This is a genomic window from Mesorhizobium sp. B2-3-6 (assembly GCF_006442305.1).
Lineage (GTDB): Bacteria > Pseudomonadota > Alphaproteobacteria > Rhizobiales > Rhizobiaceae > Mesorhizobium.
Map to the genome: position 1 here is coordinate 331,738 of NZ_VFVW01000008.1, position 16,957 is coordinate 348,694.

The window sequence follows — 16,957 nt, forward strand, 5'->3', positions numbered from 1 at the left end:
CTCGCCCGTACGGGCTCTTAATTAAGTTGCCGCAGCACCCTGCCGGGTTACGCGTATTTCTTCTGGACTTCCTGGGCGACCGCGGTCGGGACCGGCTCGTAATGGTCGAACTGCATCGTGTATGCCGCACGGCCCTGGCTCATCGAGCGCAGATTGTCGACGTACTTGAACATGTTGGCGAGCGGCACCATCGCGTTGATGACGACTGCCACGCCGCGGGCTTCCTGGCCCTGGATCTGGCCACGACGGCCGTTGAGGTCGCCGATGACACCGCCGACATAATCTTCCGGCGTCACGACCTCGACCTTCATGATCGGCTCGAGCAGCTGCACGCCGAGCTTCGGCGAAGCTTCCATAAAGCAAGCGCGGGAAGCGATTTCGAATGCGAGCACCGAAGAGTCGACGTCGTGGAAAGCGCCGTCGATCAAGGTAGCCTTGACGCCGATCATCGGGAACCCGGCAAACGGGCCGGAACCCATCTTGCTCAGCAGGCCCTTCTCGACACCCGGGATGTATTCCTTCGGCACAGCGCCGCCGACGATCTTGGATTCGAACACGAAATCCTCGCCATCGGGGTTCGGCTCGAACACGATCTTCACGCGGGCGAACTGCCCGGTACCACCGGTCTGCTTCTTGTGCGTGTAGTCCTGCTCGTGCCTGCGGGTGATCGTCTCGCGATAAGCCACCTGCGGCGCACCAACATTGGCCTCGACCTTGAACTCGCGGCGCATGCGGTCGACGATGATGTCGAGGTGCAGCTCGCCCATGCCGGAAATGATGGTCTGGCCGCTTTCCTCGTCGGTCTTGACGCGGAAGGACGGATCCTCGGCAGCCAGGCGATGCAGCGCGAGGCCCATCTTTTCCTGGTCGTTCTTGGTCTTCGGCTCGATGGCGATCTGGATGACCGGATCGGGGAATTCCATACGCTCGAGGATGACCGGATGAAGCGGATCGCACAGCGTGTCGCCGGTGGTCGTGTCCTTGAGACCTGCGAGAGCGACGATGTCGCCGGCATAGGCCTCTTCAACGTCGGCACGGGAATTCGCATGCATCTGCAGCATGCGGCCGATGCGCTCTTTCTTGCCCTTCACGGTGTTGTCGACCGAGATGCCCTTGGTGAGCTTGCCCGAATAGATGCGGGCAAAGGTCAGCGAACCGACGAACGGGTCGTTCATAATCTTGAACGCCAGCATCGACAGCGGCTCGTCGTCGACGGCGTGACGCTCGATCTCGGCGTCGGTCTTGGCATCGACACCCTTGATCGCGGGCACATCGGCCGGCGACGGCAGGTATTCCACGACCGCGTCGAGCAGAGGCTGCACGCCCTTGTTCTTGAATGCCGAGCCGCAGAACATCGGGAAGAACTTGACCGCGATGGTGCCTTTGCGGATCAGCGCGCGGATCTCGTCATTCGACGGCATCTTGCCTTCGAGGTAGTTTTCAAGAGCCGTCTCGTCCATCTCGACGGCGGCCTCGATCATCTTCTCGCGGTATTCCTCGGCGCGGGCCTTGAGGTCGGCCGGGATCTCGACGACATCCCAGGCAGCGCCCAGCGTCTCGTCGCGCCAGACCAGCGCGTTCATCTCGACCAGGTCGACAACGCCCTTGAATTCGGTCTCGGCGCCGATCGGCAGCTGCATGACGACAGCCTGCGCACCAAGGCGCGAGCCGATCATCTCGACCGAGCGGTAGAAGTCGGCGCCGGTCTTGTCCATCTTGTTGCAGAAGATCATGCGCGGCACGCGGTACTTGTCGGCCTGGCGCCAGACGGTTTCCGTCTGCGGCTCCACACCGGCATTGGCGTCGAGCAGCGCGATGGCGCCGTCAAGCACGCGCAGCGAACGCTCGACCTCGATGGTGAAGTCGACGTGTCCGGGCGTGTCGATGATGTTGAAGCGGTGCATCTTGCCGTCACGACCCTTCCAGAAGGTCGTGGTCGCGGCCGACGTAATCGTGATGCCGCGCTCCTGCTCCTGCTCCATCCAGTCCATGGTCGCGGCGCCGTCGTGCACTTCGCCGATCTTGTGCGACTTGCCCGTGTAATAGAGGACGCGCTCGGTGGTCGTCGTCTTGCCGGCGTCGATATGCGCCATGATACCGAAATTGCGGTAGTCTTCGATTTTATATTCGCGGGCCATCGTAACTGCCTCTCAGTCTCTTTCGCGCTTTACCAGCGGTAGTGCGCGAAGGCGCGGTTGGCTTCAGCCATCTTGTGGGTGTCTTCACGCTTCTTCACGGCGGTGCCGCGGTTGTTGGCCGCGTCCATCAGCTCGCCGGAAAGGCGGTCGACCATGGTGGTCTCGTTGCGGTTGCGGGCCGCGGCGATCAGCCAACGAATGGCCAGCGCCTGACGGCGCTCGGGGCGCACGTCGACCGGAACCTGGTAGGTGGCGCCGCCGACGCGACGCGAACGCACTTCCACATGCGGCGCGACATTGTCGAGCGCCTGATGGAAGACGGTGACCGGCTCCTGCTTGGTCTTCGACTGGACCTGGTCGAGCGCGCCGTAGACGATGGTCTCGGCAACCGACTTCTTGCCGTCATACATGACGGCGTTCATGAACTTGGTGACGATCAGATCGCCGAACTTGGGGTCCGGATTGATCTCACGCTTTTCTGCACTGTGACGACGGGACATGGCTTTTGTCTCTCAATCTCTCATAGCCCGGCGCGCAGTCAAAAAAGCGCCGAAGCCGGAAAACCTTACTTCGGACGCTTGGCACCGTATTTCGAACGGCGCTGCTTGCGGTTCTTCACACCCTGCGTGTCGAGCACGCCGCGGATGATGTGGTAACGGACACCCGGAAGGTCCTTGACGCGGCCGCCGCGGATCATGACCACGGAGTGCTCCTGAAGGTTGTGACCTTCGCCGGGGATGTAACCGATCACCTCGAAACCATTGGTCAGGCGGATCTTGGCCACCTTGCGCAGCGCCGAGTTCGGCTTCTTCGGCGTCGTTGTGTAGACGCGCGTGCAGACGCCCCGCTTCTGCGGGTTCTGCTGCATGGCCGGGACCTTGTTGCGCTTCACCGGCGCAATGCGCGGCTTGCGGATCAGCTGGTTGACGGTAGGCATTAAACCCTCTTGTCTCTCAATTCCGTGTCTCATGCCGGTCAAGGCTCGCTCAAAGCGCCATTTCCATACGCAAATTCGGGCCACAAACCGCGCCTTGCGGTCTTGCCCGAACAAATCGCAGAGGAAGCGGATACCGCTTCGTGCACGCCGGAAATGTCTTTTCGCTCGTAAAACGAACCCTGTTTGAGGCAAACTCCAAAGCGTGTCGCTTCGGAAGGGAGAGCCTCACATCGGTTCTGACTGGGCGGCTTCTACTCGCAAGCCCGCGTACCGTCAACCCCGGAGCGGCAAATATTGCATTGAAGCCGGGGCTTGGCAGCCATGCGTAAACCGCATGTAATTTTCTTTCGTCATTTTGCAAGGGCGAGGAAGAAAGTGCCAAGCCTTTAGCAAAGTGAATGGCTTTTGGCTGTTGCGCGGCGCGGCTTCATGCGAAAAAGCCGCATGAACAGTCAAAGCCCCTCGCCGCGAAGGAATCGGCCCGTGAACGACAACGAGGAACGCCCGGTCACCATCATCACCGGCCGGGTGTGGAAGAGAAAAGGCGGCAAGCCGGAAGGCGTGCACGTCATGCTGGTTGCGCCTGATGACGATTCGGCGGTGCGCCGTGCGCTCGAATCGCTGGCGGCGGAGGGTTACGCCGAAGCCGAGCTCGACCAGATCGGCGACATGGAGGGCGAGCCCGACGAGGAGCCGCATCTTTCGGCCTTCCAGGGCGCGCTCGAAGGCGAAGTGTCGATCGTGACCTTCGATGTGCCGATCTGAAAGCGTGCCGGCCCTTGCCGTTCGAATCGCCGCTGAAGCCTTCCAACGAGTGAAAGGCCCACGCTGCAGCTCCGGCAAAGACGGAGTTGACCTTTCGGCTTCGGCTTGTCCGGGGCAAGTGTTCTGATAAGAAGCGCTCACCATCATCCACAGACGGAGCGGCCGTGTCCCAGCCCATCAAGATAGGTATTGTCGGTGTCGGCAAGATCGTCCGCGACCAACACCTTCCGGCGCTCGCCAAGGACCGGGACTACCGGCTGATCGCCGCTGCCAGCCGGCATGGCAAGGTTGAGGACATCCATAATTTTCCCGATATCGAGACGATGCTTGGCGCCGTTCCCGAACTCGACGCCGTCTCACTCTGCATGCCGCCGCAATTCCGCTACGCTGCGGCGCGCACCGCGCTCGAGGCGAAGAAGCACGTGTTCCTGGAAAAGCCGCCCGGCGCCACGGTCAGCGAGGTCGAGGACCTGAAGGCGCTGGCGACGAAACAGGGCGTGTCGCTGTTCGCCAGTTGGCATTCGCGCTATGCGCCGGCGGTTGAAGCGGCACGGACTTTTTTGGCCGCGACGCAAATCAAATCAGCGGCAATCGTCTGGAAGGAAGACGTGCGCCGCTGGCACCCGAACCAGGACTGGATCTGGCAGCCAGGCGGCTTCGGCGTCTTCGATCCAGGCATCAACGCGCTGTCGATCGCGACCTACATCCTGCCCGCCATGTACATCACCTCGGCCGCGCTCGACTTCCCGGAGAACCGCGACGCGCCGATCGCCGCCCAGGTCGCCTTCCGCGCGGCGAACGGGTCGGCGGTGACGATGGATCTGGATTGGCTCCAGACCGGGCCGCAGAGCTGGGACATTCTCGCCGATACCGATGCCGGCAAGATGGTGCTCTCGGGCGGTGGCTCGAAACTCTCCATCGACGGCCGCGTCGTCCATGAAGAACCGGAATCGGAATATCCTGAACTCTACAGGCGTTTCGCCGAAATCGTGCGCGCCGGCACTTCCGATGTCGATCTCGCGCCCCTCCAGCATGTCGCCGACGCCTTCATGCTCGGCAAGCGCAATGTGGTCGAGGCGTTCTTCGACTGAATAGCGACTGTCGCCCGGATCGCGGATCCGGTCCGCCTATCGCAACAACTCAATCGACAATCGCTATGGCGAACCCGTCATAGCCCTTGGCGCCGACAGTCTGGATCGCGGTGCCGTCCAGGCGCTTGTCGCCGCCGATGAAGGAGAACGCCGCGCGTGCACCTTCGACGTTGGCGTCGCGACCATCCTCGTCGAGCACCGTGCCGTCGCGAATGACGTTGTCGCAGACGATGACCGTTCCCGAGCGCGACAGCCGCATGGCCCAGGAGAGATAGTTGGGGTTGTTAGGCTTGTCGGCGTCGATGAAAACGAGGTCGAACGGCCCGGCGTCTTCGGCCCCCAGCGCAGCGAGCGACTGCAGCGCAGGCCCGACCCGCAGATCGACCTGTTCGGAAACCCCTGCCCGCTCGAAATTCGAACGCGCGACCTTGGCGTGGTGCGGATCGAGTTCGAGCGTCACGATTTTTCCGCCGGCCGGCAATCCCCGCGCCATCCAGATGGTGGAATAACCGCCCAGCGTACCAATCTCGAGCACCTTTTTCGCGCCGCGAATGCGCACCAGCAGCGAGAGCAGCTTTCCTTGCGTCGCCGAGACGTCGATCGCCGGCAAGCCACCGTCGCGGTTGGCCGCCAGGACCGCGTCGAGAACGGGATCCGCCTCGAAGAGCGAGGAAACGATGTAGTTATCGACAGCCGTCCAGGTTTTCGTGCTCATCTGCCTTCCTCGATTGTTCGTTGAAACGAAAAGGCCGCCGGGTTGCCCCGGCGGCCTTGTTGCCTGAGATTTCTTGCCGCCGCGCCTACTGCGCGGCGGTTGTCATGTCGGCCAGCATCGGCTCGGCGACTTCGACACCGGAGGCCTTGCGGCGCTCGTCGATGATCAGTTCGTCGCGCGAGGTGGCGATGCGGCGGATCTGGCTCATCGTGCCGCCGGTACCGGCCGGGATCAGCCGGCCGACGATGACGTTTTCCTTCAAGCCCTGCAGCATGTCGGTCTTGCCGGCAACCGCGGCTTCCGTCAGCACCCTGGTCGTCTCCTGGAAGGAGGCGGCCGAGATGAAGGACGGCGTCTGCAGCGAGGCCTTGGTGATGCCGAGCAGCACCGGCTGGCCTTCGGCCGGCTTCTTGCCGTCCTCGACCAGGCGCTCGTTGACCTCTTCCAGTTCGATCACGTCGACGTGGTCGCCCGGAATATAGGTCGAGTCGCCCTGCGTGGTGATCTCGACCTTCTGCAGCATCTGGCGAACGATCACCTCGATGTGCTTGTCGTTGATCGACACGCCCTGCAGACGGTAGACCTCCTGGATCTCGTTGACGAGGTAGGACGCAAGCGCCTCCACGCCCTTGATCGCCAGGATGTCGTGCGGCGCCGGATTGCCGTCGAGGATGTAGTCGCCCTTTTCGATGACGTCGCCGTCCTGGAGATGGAACGGCTTGCCCTTCGGGATCAGGTATTCGACAGGCTCAAGCGTCGAGTCATGCGGCTCGATGATGATGCGGCGCTTGTTCTTGTAGTCGCGGCCGAAGCGGATCGTACCATCGATCTCTGCGATGATGGCGTGATCCTTCGGACGACGGGCCTCGAACAGCTCGGCAACACGCGGCAGACCGCCGGTGATGTCCTTGGTCTTGGCGCTTTCCATCGGGATACGCGCCAGGACGTCGCCGGGACGAACCTGAGCACCCGGCTCGACCGAGAGAATGGCCTCGACCGAGAGCAGGAAGCGGGCATCGCCGCCCTTCGACAGCTTGCCGACCTTGCCCTTGGCGTCCTGAACGACGATCGCCGGCTTCAGGTCGTTGCCGCGCGGCGTCGAACGCCAGTCGATGACCTCGCGCTTGGTGATGCCGGTCGACTCGTCGGCCGTTTCCTGGACGGAAATGCCGTCGACCAGATCCTCGAACGCCACCTTGCCCTCGATTTCGGTGAGGATGGGGCGGGTGTAAGGATCCCATTCGGCGATGCGCTGGCCGCGCTTCACCTTGTCGCCATCGTCCACGAAGATGCGCGAACCATAGGTGACGCGGTGCGTGGCGCGCTCCTTGCCGGCCTCGTCGAGGATCAGCACCGCCATGTTGCGGCCCATGACCATCTGCTGGCCGTCCGAGTTGCGCACCACGTTGCGGTTGCGGATCTCGACCTTGCCCTCATAGGAGGCTTCAAGGAACGAGCTATCCACCACCTGCGCCGTACCGCCCATGTGGAAGGTACGCATGGTGAGCTGGGTGCCCGGCTCGCCGATCGACTGCGCCGCGATGACGCCGACGGCCTCGCCCTGGTTGACCGGGGTGCCCCGGGCCAGATCGCGTCCGTAGCAGACTGCGCAGACGCCGACCCTGACTTCGCAAGTCAGCGCCGAGCGGATGCGGACCGACTGCACGCCGGCCTTCTCGATCTGCTCCACGTCGCGCTCGTCCATCAGCGTTCCGGCCTTGACCAACAATTCGCCGGTCACCGGATGGTTGATGTCGTCGAGCGCGGTGCGACCCAGCACGCGCTGGCCGACCGAAGCGACGACCTGACCGGCATCGACGATCGGCTGCATGGTGAGGCCCTTGTCGGTGCCGCAGTCCACGGAGTTGACGATGCAGTCCTGCGCCACGTCGACCAGACGACGGGTGAGATAGCCCGAGTTCGCCGTCTTCAGGGCGGTGTCCGCCAGACCCTTGCGGGCGCCGTGGGTCGAGTTGAAGTACTCGAGCACGGTCAGGCCTTCCTTGAAGTTCGAGATGATCGGCGTCTCGATGATTTCACCCGACGGCTTGGCCATCAGGCCGCGCATGCCGGCGAGCTGGCGCATCTGGGTGGGCGAGCCGCGCGCACCGGAGTGCGACATCATGTAGATCGAGTTCATCGGCTTCTGACGACCATTGTCCTCGAACTCGACCGCCTTGATGCGGGCCATCATTTCGTCGGCGACCTTTTCCGAGCACTTGGCCCAGGCGTCGACGACCTTGTTGTACTTCTCGCCCTGCGTGATCAGGCCGTCATTGTACTGCTGCTCGTATTCCTTGGCCAAGGCCTCGGTGTCCGACACCAGCTTGATCTTGGTATCCGGGATCAGCATGTCGTCCTTGCCGAACGAAATGCCGGCGCGGCAGGCATGGGCGAAACCGAGCGCCATGATGCGATCGCAGAAAATGACCGTCTCCTTCTGACCGCAATGGCGGTAGACGGTGTCGATCATCTTGGAGATGTTCTTCTTGGTCATCTCCTGGTTGGCGGTCTCGTAAGGCACGTTGACGTTCTTCGGCAGAAGCTCGCCGATGATCATGCGGCCAGGCGTGGTGTCGTAGATCTTCGACACGACCTTGCCCTCGGCGTCGACCGAACGGAAGCGGCCCTTGATCTTGGCGTGCAGGGTCACCGCCCTGGTCTCGAGCGCGTGCTGGAGTTCGCCCATGTCGGCAAACACCATGCCCTCGCCCGGCTCGTTCTGGTTGACGATCGAGAGGTAGTAGAGACCCAGAACCATGTCCTGCGACGGCACGATGATCGGCGCGCCGGAAGCCGGGTGCAGGATGTTGTTGGTCGACATCATCAGCACGCGGGCTTCCAACTGCGCTTCCAGCGACAGCGGCACGTGGACCGCCATCTGGTCGCCGTCGAAGTCGGCGTTGAAGGCCGTGCAGACCAGCGGATGCAGCTGGATCGCCTTGCCTTCGATCAGGATCGGCTCGAACGCCTGGATGCCGAGGCGGTGCAGCGTCGGCGCGCGGTTCAAGAGCACCGGATGCTCGCGGATGACCTCGTCGAGGATATCCCAGACTTCCGGACGCTCCTTCTCGACCAGCTTCTTCGCCTGCTTGACGGTCGAGGAGTAACCCTTCGCGTCGAGGCGGGCGTAGATGAAGGGCTTGAACAGTTCGAGCGCCATCTTCTTGGGCAGGCCGCACTGGTGCAGCTTGAGCTCCGGACCGGTGACGATGACCGAACGGCCGGAATAGTCGACGCGCTTGCCGAGCAGGTTCTGGCGGAACCGGCCCTGCTTGCCCTTGAGCATATCCGACAGCGACTTCAGCGGACGCTTGTTGGCGCCGGTGATGACGCGGCCACGGCGGCCGTTGTCGAACAGCGCGTCGACGGCTTCCTGCAGCATGCGCTTTTCATTGCGCACGATGATGCCGGGGGCACGCAACTCGATCAGCCGCTTCAGACGGTTGTTGCGGTTGATGACGCGTCGATAGAGATCGTTGAGGTCCGACGTCGCGAAACGTCCGCCGTCCAGCGGGACGAGCGGGCGCAGGTCCGGCGGGATCACCGGAACCACCTTCATGATCATCCATTCCGGACGGTTGCCGGACTCCATGAAGTTCTCGACGACCTTGAGCCGCTTCAGATACTTCTTCTGCTTCAACTCGGACGTGGTCGAAGCCAGCTCCGAACGCAGGTCGCCGGCGATCTTCTCCAGGTCCATGCCGGCCAGAAGGTCATGAATGGCCTCGGCGCCGATCATGGCGGTGAAGCTATCCTCGCCATATTCGTCGACGGCGATCATGTACTCTTCCTCGCTGAGCAGCTGGTGCTCCTTCAGCGCGGTGAGGCCGGGTTCGGTGACGATGTAGTTCTCGAAGTAGAGGACGCGCTCGATGTCCTTCAGGGTCATGTCGAGCAGCGTGCCGATGCGCGAGGGCAGCGACTTCAGGAACCAGATATGGGCGACGGGTGCCGCCAGCTCGATATGGCCCATGCGCTCGCGGCGAACGCGCGACAGCGTGACTTCGACACCGCACTTTTCGCAGATGACGCCCTTGTACTTCATGCGCTTGTACTTGCCGCACAGGCACTCGTAGTCCTTGATCGGGCCAAAAATGCGCGCGCAGAACAGACCGTCACGCTCCGGCTTGAAGGTGCGGTAGTTGATGGTCTCCGGCTTCTTGATCTCGCCGAACGACCAGGACAGAATCTTCTCAGGGCTGGCGAGCGATATCCGGATGGAATCGAACACCTGCGCCGGCGCCTGGGGATTGAAGAGATTCATGACCTCTTGGTTCATGCCGTTCTCCTTTCGGGGTCCTCGAAAACCCCTTGCATCTGATGCGGGGCAAATGCCCGCTGAGTGGTCGGCCCACCGGCCGAAGAATTTGGTGCACCCGGTCGCGGGAGAGGCTCCCGCGACCGGGTGTCTTGTTTATTCCGCTGCGTCGGGCAGCCGAACCGGGGCTTCGTCGAGCTTGGTGTTCTCCAATTCGACGTTGAGGCCGAGCGACCGCATCTCCTTGACGAGAACGTTGAAGCTCTCGGGAATGCCGGCCTCGAAGGTGTCGTCACCGCGGACGATCGCCTCGTAGACCTTGGTGCGGCCAGCGACGTCGTCCGACTTCACCGTCAGCATTTCCTGCAGCGTATAAGCGGCGCCGTAGGCTTCCAGCGCCCAGACCTCCATTTCGCCGAAGCGCTGGCCGCCGAACTGCGCCTTGCCGCCCAGCGGCTGCTGGGTGACGAGCGAGTACGGACCTATCGAACGCGCGTGGATCTTGTCATCCACGAGGTGGTGAAGCTTGAGCATGTAGATGTAGCCCATCGTCACCTTGCGATCGAACGGCTCGCCGGTGCGTCCGTCATAGAGCTGCGACTGACCGCTGGTGTGCAGGCCCGCCTGCTCCAGCATGACGTTGATGTCGGCCTCGTGCGCGCCGTCGAACACCGGGGTCGCGATCGAGACGCCGCGGCGCATCTGCTCGCTCAGGCGAACGATGCTCTCGTCGTCATACTCGCGGACCGGCTCATTGCGGTCGTTGGCGGGCATGAAGCTCTCCAGCGTCTTGCGCAGCGGCTTGATGTCGCCGGCAGACTTGTAGGCGTCGATCATCTCGCCGATCTTCCTGCCCATTCCGGCGCAAGCCCAGCCCAAATGCGTTTCCAGGATCTGGCCGACATTCATGCGGCTCGGCACACCCAGCGGGTTGAGCACGATATCGGCATGCGTGCCGTCCTCGAGGAAAGGCATGTCCTCGACCGGAACGATGCGCGACACGACACCCTTGTTGCCGTGACGGCCGGCCATCTTGTCACCCGGCTGCATCTTGCGCTTCACCGCCACGAAGACCTTGACCATCTTCATGACGCCCGGAGGCATTTCGTCGCCGCGCTGCACCTTCTCGACCTTGTCCATGAAGCGCTGTTCGAGTGCCTTCTTGGAATCGTCGTACTGGCCGCGCAGGGCTTCCAGTTCGCTCTGGAGCTTTTCGTTCTCCACGGCGAACTGCCACCACTGCGAACGCGGATACTCGTCGAGCGTGTCCTTCGACAGCGTCGAGCCCTTCTTGAAGCCCTTCGGTCCGGCGATCGCTTCCTTGCCGACGAGCACGTCGGAAAGGCGCGCGTAGACGTTGCGATCCAGGATCGCCTGCTCGTCGTCACGGTCCTTGGCGAGGCGTTCGATCTCCTCGCGCTCGATCGCCATGGCGCGCTCGTCCTTCTCCACACCGTGGCGATTGAACACGCGCACCTCGACGACGGTGCCGAAGGTGCCCGGAGGCATGCGCATCGAGGTGTCGCGCACATCGGATGCCTTTTCGCCGAAGATGGCGCGCAGAAGCTTTTCTTCCGGCGTCATCGGGCTTTCGCCCTTCGGCGTGATCTTGCCGACCAGGATATCGCCCGGCTGAACTTCGGCACCGATATAGACGATGCCGGCTTCATCGAGGTTCTTCAGCGCTTCTTCCGAGACGTTCGGAATGTCGCGCGTGATTTCCTCCGGTCCGAGCTTGGTGTCGCGCGCCATGACCTCGAACTCCTCGATGTGGATCGAGGTGAAGACGTCGTCGGCGACGATGCGCTCGGACAGGAGGATCGAGTCCTCGTAGTTGTAGCCGTTCCACGGCATGAACGCGACCAGCACGTTGCGGCCGAGAGCCAGATCGCCGAGCTCGGTCGAAGGACCGTCCGCGATGATGTCGCCCTTGTTGACCCGGTCGCCCATGCGCACCAGCGGACGCTGGTTGATACAGGTGTTCTGGTTCGAACGCTGGAACTTCATCAGCCGGTAGATGTCGACGCCGGACTTGCCCGGATCGAGGTCTTCCGTGGCGCGGATGACGATACGCGTCGCGTCCACCTGGTCGACGATGCCGCCGCGGCGGGCGCCGATGGCGGCGCCCGAATCACGGGCGACGATCGGCTCCATGCCGGTGCCGACGAACGGCGCTTCGGCGCGCACCAGCGGCACGGCCTGGCGCTGCATGTTCGAGCCCATCAGCGCGCGGTTGGCGTCGTCGTTCTCAAGGAACGGGATCAGGGCCGCGGCCACCGACACCATCTGCTTGGGCGAAACGTCCATCAGGTCGACGTTTTCGCGCGGCGCCATCATCACTTCGCCGGCACTGCGGCAAATGACGAATTCGTCGACAAAGCGACCATCCTTGTCGAGCTCGGCATTGGCCTGCGCGACATGGTGCTTGGCCTCTTCCATCGCCGACAGATAGACGACGTCATTGGTCAGCTTGCCGTCGACGATCTTGCGGTACGGGCTCTCGATGAAGCCGTACTTGTTGACGCGCGCGAAGGTGGCGAGCGAGTTGATCAGGCCGATATTCGGGCCTTCCGGCGTCTCGATCGGGCAGATGCGGCCGTAATGCGTCGGGTGCACGTCGCGCACCTCGAAGCCGGCGCGCTCGCGGGTCAGACCACCCGGTCCAAGCGCGGAGAGACGGCGCTTGTGGGTGATCTCCGACAGCGGATTGGTCTGGTCCATGAACTGCGACAGCTGCGAGGAACCGAAGAACTCGCGCACGGCGGCAGCCGCCGGCTTGGCGTTGATCAGGTCCTGCGGCATGACCGTGTCGATCTCGATCGAGGACATACGCTCCTTGATCGCGCGCTCCATGCGCAGCAGGCCGACGCGGTACTGGTTTTCCATCAGCTCGCCGACCGAACGCACGCGGCGGTTGCCGAGATTGTCGATGTCGTCGATCTCGCCCTTGCCGTCACGCAGTTCGACCAGCGTCTTGACCACGGCCAGGATGTCGTCCTTGCGCAATACACGCACGGTGTCCTCGGCCTTGAGTTCGAGGCGCATGTTCATCTTGACGCGGCCAACGGCGGACAGGTCGTAGCGCTCGCTGTCGAAGAACAGCGAGTTGAACATGGCTTCAGCGGTTTCGAGCGTCGGCGGCTCGCCGGGGCGCATGACACGATAGATGTCGAACAGCGCGTCCTGGCGGCTCTCGTTCTTGTCGACGGCGAGCGTGTTGCGGATGTAGGCGCCGACATTGACGTGATCGATGTCGAGTATCTGGATCTCGTCCTCGCCGGTGCCAAGCAGCACCTTCAGCGTCTTGTCATCGATCTCGTCGCCGGCCTCGAGGAAGATCTCGCCGGTGGCGTAATTGACGATGTCCTCGGCGAGATAGTTGCCGAGCAGGTCCTCGTCGGTCGCCTTGATCGCCTTCAGGCCCTTTTCGCCGAGCTGGCGGGCCTGGCGGGCGGTGATCTTCTTGCCGGCCTCGACAACGACCTCACCCGTGTCGGCGTCGACCAGGTCGCCGACGGCCTTCAGGCCGCGGAAACGATCCACGTTGAACGGAATGCGCCAGTGATCGCCGGCGCGCTTGTAGGTGATCTTGTTGTAGAAGGTCGACAGGATCTCTTCGCCGTCCATGCCGAGCGCCATCAGCAGCGACGTCACCGGAATCTTGCGGCGACGGTCGATGCGGGCGTGCACGACGTCCTTGGAATCGAACTCGATGTCGAGCCACGAACCGCGATAGGGGATGACGCGCGCGGCAAACAGGAGCTTGCCCGACGAGTGCGACTTGCCCTTGTCGTGGTCGAAGAAGACGCCCGGCGAGCGGTGCATCTGCGAGACGATGACGCGCTCGGTGCCGTTGACGATGAAGGTGCCGTTCGAGGTCATGAGCGGCATGTCGCCCATGTAGACGTCCTGCTCCTTGATGTCCTTGATCGACTTCGCGCCGGTATCCTCGTCGATATCGAACACGATCAAGCGCAGCGTCACCTTCAGCGGTGCGGCATAGGTGAGGTCGCGCTGACGGCATTCGTCAACGTCGAATTTCGGTCCTTCGAACTCGTACTTCACGAACTCCAGCATCGAGGAGCCGGAAAAATCGGAGATCGGGAAGACCGACTTGAAAACAGCCTGCAGTCCCTCGTCCGGACGTCCGCCCTTAGGCTCGTCCACCATCAGGAACTGGTCATAGGACGCCTTCTGAACCTCGATGAGGTTCGGCATCTCCGCAACTTCCGGGATCTTTCCGAAGAACTTGCGTACGCGTCTGCGGCCATTGAAAGTCTGGGTCTGGGCCATCGTCGCTCCTTAGCTCTAAACTCGGGGCGAGCCTCGCCGCGGCTCGCCTTGCATCCGAACCGCCTGGGCAGCGGCTCTCTGTCTGTTCTCCGGCCCCATTACCAAACTACTTGGCGGGCGGCCGGCTAAAACGGGAGAAAACCCGTTTCCTGAGAGCCGGTTTTCGGCCCTCAGGAAAGAGGTTTTCGTGCATCTCGCGCTACGCAGCCTCCCCAGGTCGCCCGAGGGAGTGGCGGACGGCGCGAGGCCGTCCGCCGATTGTTACGCTTACTTCAGCTCGACCTTGGCGCCGGCTGCTTCCAGCTGGGCCTTGAACTTGTCGGCGTCGGCCTTGGAAACGGCTTCCTTGACCGGCTTCGGAGCCGCTTCGACCAGGTCCTTGGCTTCCTTGAGGCCAAGGCCGGTGATGGCGCGGACTTCCTTGATGACGTTGATCTTCTGGGCGCCGGCGTCGGTGAGGACGACGTCGAATTCCGTCTTTTCCTCGACCGGAGCAGCGGCAGCGGCAGCACCGCCGGCAGCGGCAACAGCCACCGGAGCAGCAGCCGAAACGCCCCACTTTTCTTCCAGAAGCTTCGACAGCTCAGCCGCCTCGAGGACGGTCAGCTTCGAAAGGTCGTCTACGATCTTTGCGAGATCAGCCATTGTTGTATTCCTTCATAAGGTTCGAACGTGTGTTTGTGATAGCGAGGAACGGCCTCATGCCGCCTCGTCCTTCCGGGCGTAAGCGCCGATGACACGCGCGACCGAAGCCGCGGGCGCATTGACGATCTGGGCGATCCGGGTTGCCGGCGTGGCGATCATGCCAACCAGCCTGGCGCGCAGCTCGTCGAGCGACGGGAGTGTGGCGAGTGCCTTCACACCGTCGGCGTTGAGCGAGGTGGTGCCCATTGCGCCGCCGAGAATGACCAGCTTGTCATTCCCCTTGGCGAAATCGGACGCGACCTTCGGCGCCGCAATCGGATCCTCCGAATAGGCGACCAGCGTCTGTCCCTTGAACAGATCGATGATCGATGCGGAGTCCGTGCCCTGAAGAGCGATTTTGGCGAGACGGTTCTTCGCGACTTTAACGGTGCCACCGGCAGCGCGCATTTTCGACCGGAGGTCGTTCATTTGCGCGACGGTGATACCGGCATAGTGGGCCACGACCACTGAACCCGCGTTCGAGAACGCATCGTTCAGGCCCGTGACGAGTTCGCGTTTTTCCGCTCTGTCCACTGCCTATCTCCAGTTGACCCCCACCCTGCTAACGGGAACATTCCCATTCACGAGGACAGGCGTCGGGTTGCCTTTTGCCGGCCGGGCCATCCAGTAACGGATCTCCCGAACAGCGCTCGAGGATCCTGCCCCCTTTCGCCACATCGCCGGCAAGCCGGACGATGCGCAGACAAAAGGCAAACACGGTTCGAACCTTTCATTGGAGCGCTTGCTCCGTTGTCAGGTCTTCACCCGTCTCATGCAGGCCCACATGAATTAAGGCCCCCCTTTTCAATCAAGGCCGGGCCGCCTGCAATCTCGGACAGGATGTCCGGAAACCTTTCGGCTCCCGGTACCGGGCCCAGAACGATCCAGGCCCGGAATTCACTTACGGATCGGCCCGTTCAGCGGCCGATCCAAACGGTTAATCAGGACGCCGCGAGCGTCGAGACGTCGAGCTTGAGGCCCGGGCCCATCGTCGAGGTGACGGACACCTTCTTGACGTAGTTGCCCTTGGCGCCAGCCGGCTTTGCCTTGGTCACCGCATCGGCGAAGGCGCGGACGTTTTCTTCCAGCGCCTTGACGTCGAACGAGACCTTGCCGACGCCGGCGTGAACGATGCCGGCTTTCTCGACGCGGAACTCGACAGCGCCGCCCTTCGATGCCTTGACGGCGGCCGCGACGTCGGTGGTGACGGTACCGACCTTCGGGTTCGGCATCATGCCGCGCGGGCCGAGCACTTTGCCCAGACGGCCGACGAGCGGCATCATGTCCGGCGTAGCGATGCAGCGATCGAAATCGATCGTGCCCTTCTGGACGATATCGACCAGGTCCTCCGCACCGACGATGTCGGCGCCGGCGGCCTTGGCTTCCTCGGCCTTGTCGCCACGGGCGAACACGGCGACGCGGACCGAGCGGCCGGTGCCGTTCGGCAGGTTGACCACGCCGCGGACCATCTGGTCGGCATGGCGAGGATCAACGCCGAGATTCATCGCGACTTCGATCGTCTCGTCGAACTTGACCGTCGAGCGATCCTTGAGCAGCTTCAGCGCGTCACCCAAGGTATAAGCCTTGTTGGGATCGATGCCTTCGCGGGTCTTCGATACACGCTTTGCAATCTTTGCCATGATCTCAGCCCACCACTTCCAGACCCATCGAGCGGGCGGAGCCCTCGACCATGCGCATGGCCGCCTCGACGTCGTTTGCGTTCAGATCCTTCATCTTCTGCTCGGCGATGGCGCGGACCTTGTCGCGGCCGATCGTGCCGGCCTTGACCTTGCCCGGCTCCTTGGAGCCCGACTTCAGGTTAGCGGCCTTCTTCAGGAAGTAGCTCACCGGCGGCGTCTTCATGACGAAGGTGAACGACTTGTCCTGGTAGTAGGTGATGACGACCGGAATCGGCGATCCCTTTTCCATTTCCTGGGTCTGCGCGTTGAACGCCTTGCAGAACTCCATGATGTTGATGCCACGCTGACCAAGCGCCGGGCCGATCGGGGGCGACGGCGTAGCCGAGCCCGCGGCAACCTGGAGCTTGAGCTGGCCTGCAATTTTCTTAGCCAT

General features: G+C 62.7%; 12 protein-coding genes. 2 read left to right on the top strand and 10 right to left on the bottom strand.

All coding sequences use genetic code 11. From position 1 onward, the window contains the following. Positions 1 to 47: 47 nt before the first annotated feature. The 3 genes from fusA to rpsL all read right to left on the bottom strand — a co-directional run bounded on the left by fusA (position 48) and on the right by rpsL (position 3,075). The gene (fusA, locus tag FJ953_RS23720; protein WP_140525521.1) at positions 48 to 2,138 is read right to left on the bottom strand and encodes an elongation factor G; all 2,091 of its coding nucleotides are present in this window, start codon (positions 2,136 to 2,138) and stop codon (positions 48 to 50) included. Positions 2,139 to 2,167: 29 nt separating this feature from the next. Then, positions 2,168 to 2,638 carry a 30S ribosomal protein S7 gene (gene rpsG, locus FJ953_RS23725; RefSeq protein WP_008875664.1) on the bottom strand — a complete coding sequence of 157 codons (471 nt, stop codon included), beginning with the start codon at positions 2,636 to 2,638 and terminating at the stop codon, positions 2,168 to 2,170. A 65-nt stretch (positions 2,639 to 2,703) separates the two neighbouring features. Next, positions 2,704 to 3,075, bottom strand: coding sequence for a 30S ribosomal protein S12 (gene rpsL / locus FJ953_RS23730; RefSeq protein ID WP_006333356.1), 372 nt, complete (start codon positions 3,073 to 3,075; stop codon positions 2,704 to 2,706). Positions 3,076 to 3,558: 483 nt separating this feature from the next. Between rpsL and FJ953_RS23735 the strand changes: the two genes are divergently transcribed. Continuing rightward, positions 3,559 to 3,840 (top strand): transcriptional regulator, encoded by a 282-nt coding sequence (locus FJ953_RS23735; RefSeq protein WP_140501636.1) that lies wholly within the window; start codon positions 3,559 to 3,561, stop codon positions 3,838 to 3,840. 164 nt (positions 3,841 to 4,004) lie between these two features. Beyond that, entirely contained in the window at positions 4,005 to 4,931 is a 927-nt protein-coding gene (locus FJ953_RS23740; protein ID WP_140561042.1) for a Gfo/Idh/MocA family oxidoreductase, read from the top strand. 49 nt (positions 4,932 to 4,980) lie between these two features. On the opposite strand, the gene FJ953_RS23745 is transcribed toward FJ953_RS23740, so the two are convergent. The 7 genes from FJ953_RS23745 to rplK form a co-directional block, all read right to left on the bottom strand. Further along, the gene (locus FJ953_RS23745) at positions 4,981 to 5,646 is read right to left on the bottom strand and encodes an O-methyltransferase (protein ID WP_140625164.1); all 666 of its coding nucleotides are present in this window, start codon (positions 5,644 to 5,646) and stop codon (positions 4,981 to 4,983) included. A gap of 85 nt (positions 5,647 to 5,731) precedes the next feature. Then, a complete protein-coding gene (rpoC, locus tag FJ953_RS23750; protein ID WP_140625165.1) occupies positions 5,732 to 9,928 on the bottom strand; it encodes a DNA-directed RNA polymerase subunit beta' in 4,197 nt (1,398 codons plus the stop codon). A 135-nt stretch (positions 9,929 to 10,063) separates the two neighbouring features. Beyond that, positions 10,064 to 14,200: a DNA-directed RNA polymerase subunit beta gene (gene rpoB, locus FJ953_RS23755; RefSeq protein WP_140501628.1), complete on the bottom strand. Its 4,137-nt coding sequence runs from the start codon at positions 14,198 to 14,200 to the stop codon at positions 10,064 to 10,066. A 267-nt stretch (positions 14,201 to 14,467) separates the two neighbouring features. Beyond that, positions 14,468 to 14,845 carry a 50S ribosomal protein L7/L12 gene (gene rplL / locus FJ953_RS23760; RefSeq protein WP_027146630.1) on the bottom strand — a complete coding sequence of 126 codons (378 nt, stop codon included), beginning with the start codon at positions 14,843 to 14,845 and terminating at the stop codon, positions 14,468 to 14,470. 54 nt (positions 14,846 to 14,899) lie between these two features. Continuing rightward, positions 14,900 to 15,418 (bottom strand): 50S ribosomal protein L10, encoded by a 519-nt coding sequence (gene rplJ / locus FJ953_RS23765; RefSeq protein WP_140515456.1) that lies wholly within the window; start codon positions 15,416 to 15,418, stop codon positions 14,900 to 14,902. 407 nt (positions 15,419 to 15,825) lie between these two features. Next, positions 15,826 to 16,524, bottom strand: coding sequence for a 50S ribosomal protein L1 (gene rplA / locus FJ953_RS23770; RefSeq protein ID WP_140501624.1), 699 nt, complete (start codon positions 16,522 to 16,524; stop codon positions 15,826 to 15,828). A gap of 4 nt (positions 16,525 to 16,528) precedes the next feature. After that, entirely contained in the window at positions 16,529 to 16,957 is a 429-nt protein-coding gene (gene rplK, locus FJ953_RS23775; RefSeq protein WP_140501622.1) for a 50S ribosomal protein L11, read from the bottom strand.

Bases quoted from the DNA above. Each gene is read 5' to 3' on its own strand.
- fusA (WP_140525521.1), bottom strand. From the start codon at position 2,138: ATGGCCCGCGAATATAAAATCGAAGACTACCGCAATTTCGGTATCATG.
- rpsG (WP_008875664.1), bottom strand. From the start codon at position 2,638: ATGTCCCGTCGTCACAGTGCAGAAAAGCGTGAGATCAATCCGGACCCC.
- rpsL (WP_006333356.1), bottom strand. From the start codon at position 3,075: ATGCCTACCGTCAACCAGCTGATCCGCAAGCCGCGCATTGCGCCGGTG.
- FJ953_RS23745 (WP_140625164.1), bottom strand. From the start codon at position 5,646: ATGAGCACGAAAACCTGGACGGCTGTCGATAACTACATCGTTTCCTCG.
- rpoC (WP_140625165.1), bottom strand. From the start codon at position 9,928: ATGAACCAAGAGGTCATGAATCTCTTCAATCCCCAGGCGCCGGCGCAG.
- rpoB (WP_140501628.1), bottom strand. From the start codon at position 14,200: ATGGCCCAGACCCAGACTTTCAATGGCCGCAGACGCGTACGCAAGTTC.
- rplL (WP_027146630.1), bottom strand. From the start codon at position 14,845: ATGGCTGATCTCGCAAAGATCGTAGACGACCTTTCGAAGCTGACCGTC.
- rplA (WP_140501624.1), bottom strand. From the start codon at position 16,524: ATGGCAAAGATTGCAAAGCGTGTATCGAAGACCCGCGAAGGCATCGAT.
- rplK (WP_140501622.1), bottom strand. From the start codon at position 16,957: ATGGCTAAGAAAATTGCAGGCCAGCTCAAGCTCCAGGTTGCCGCGGGC.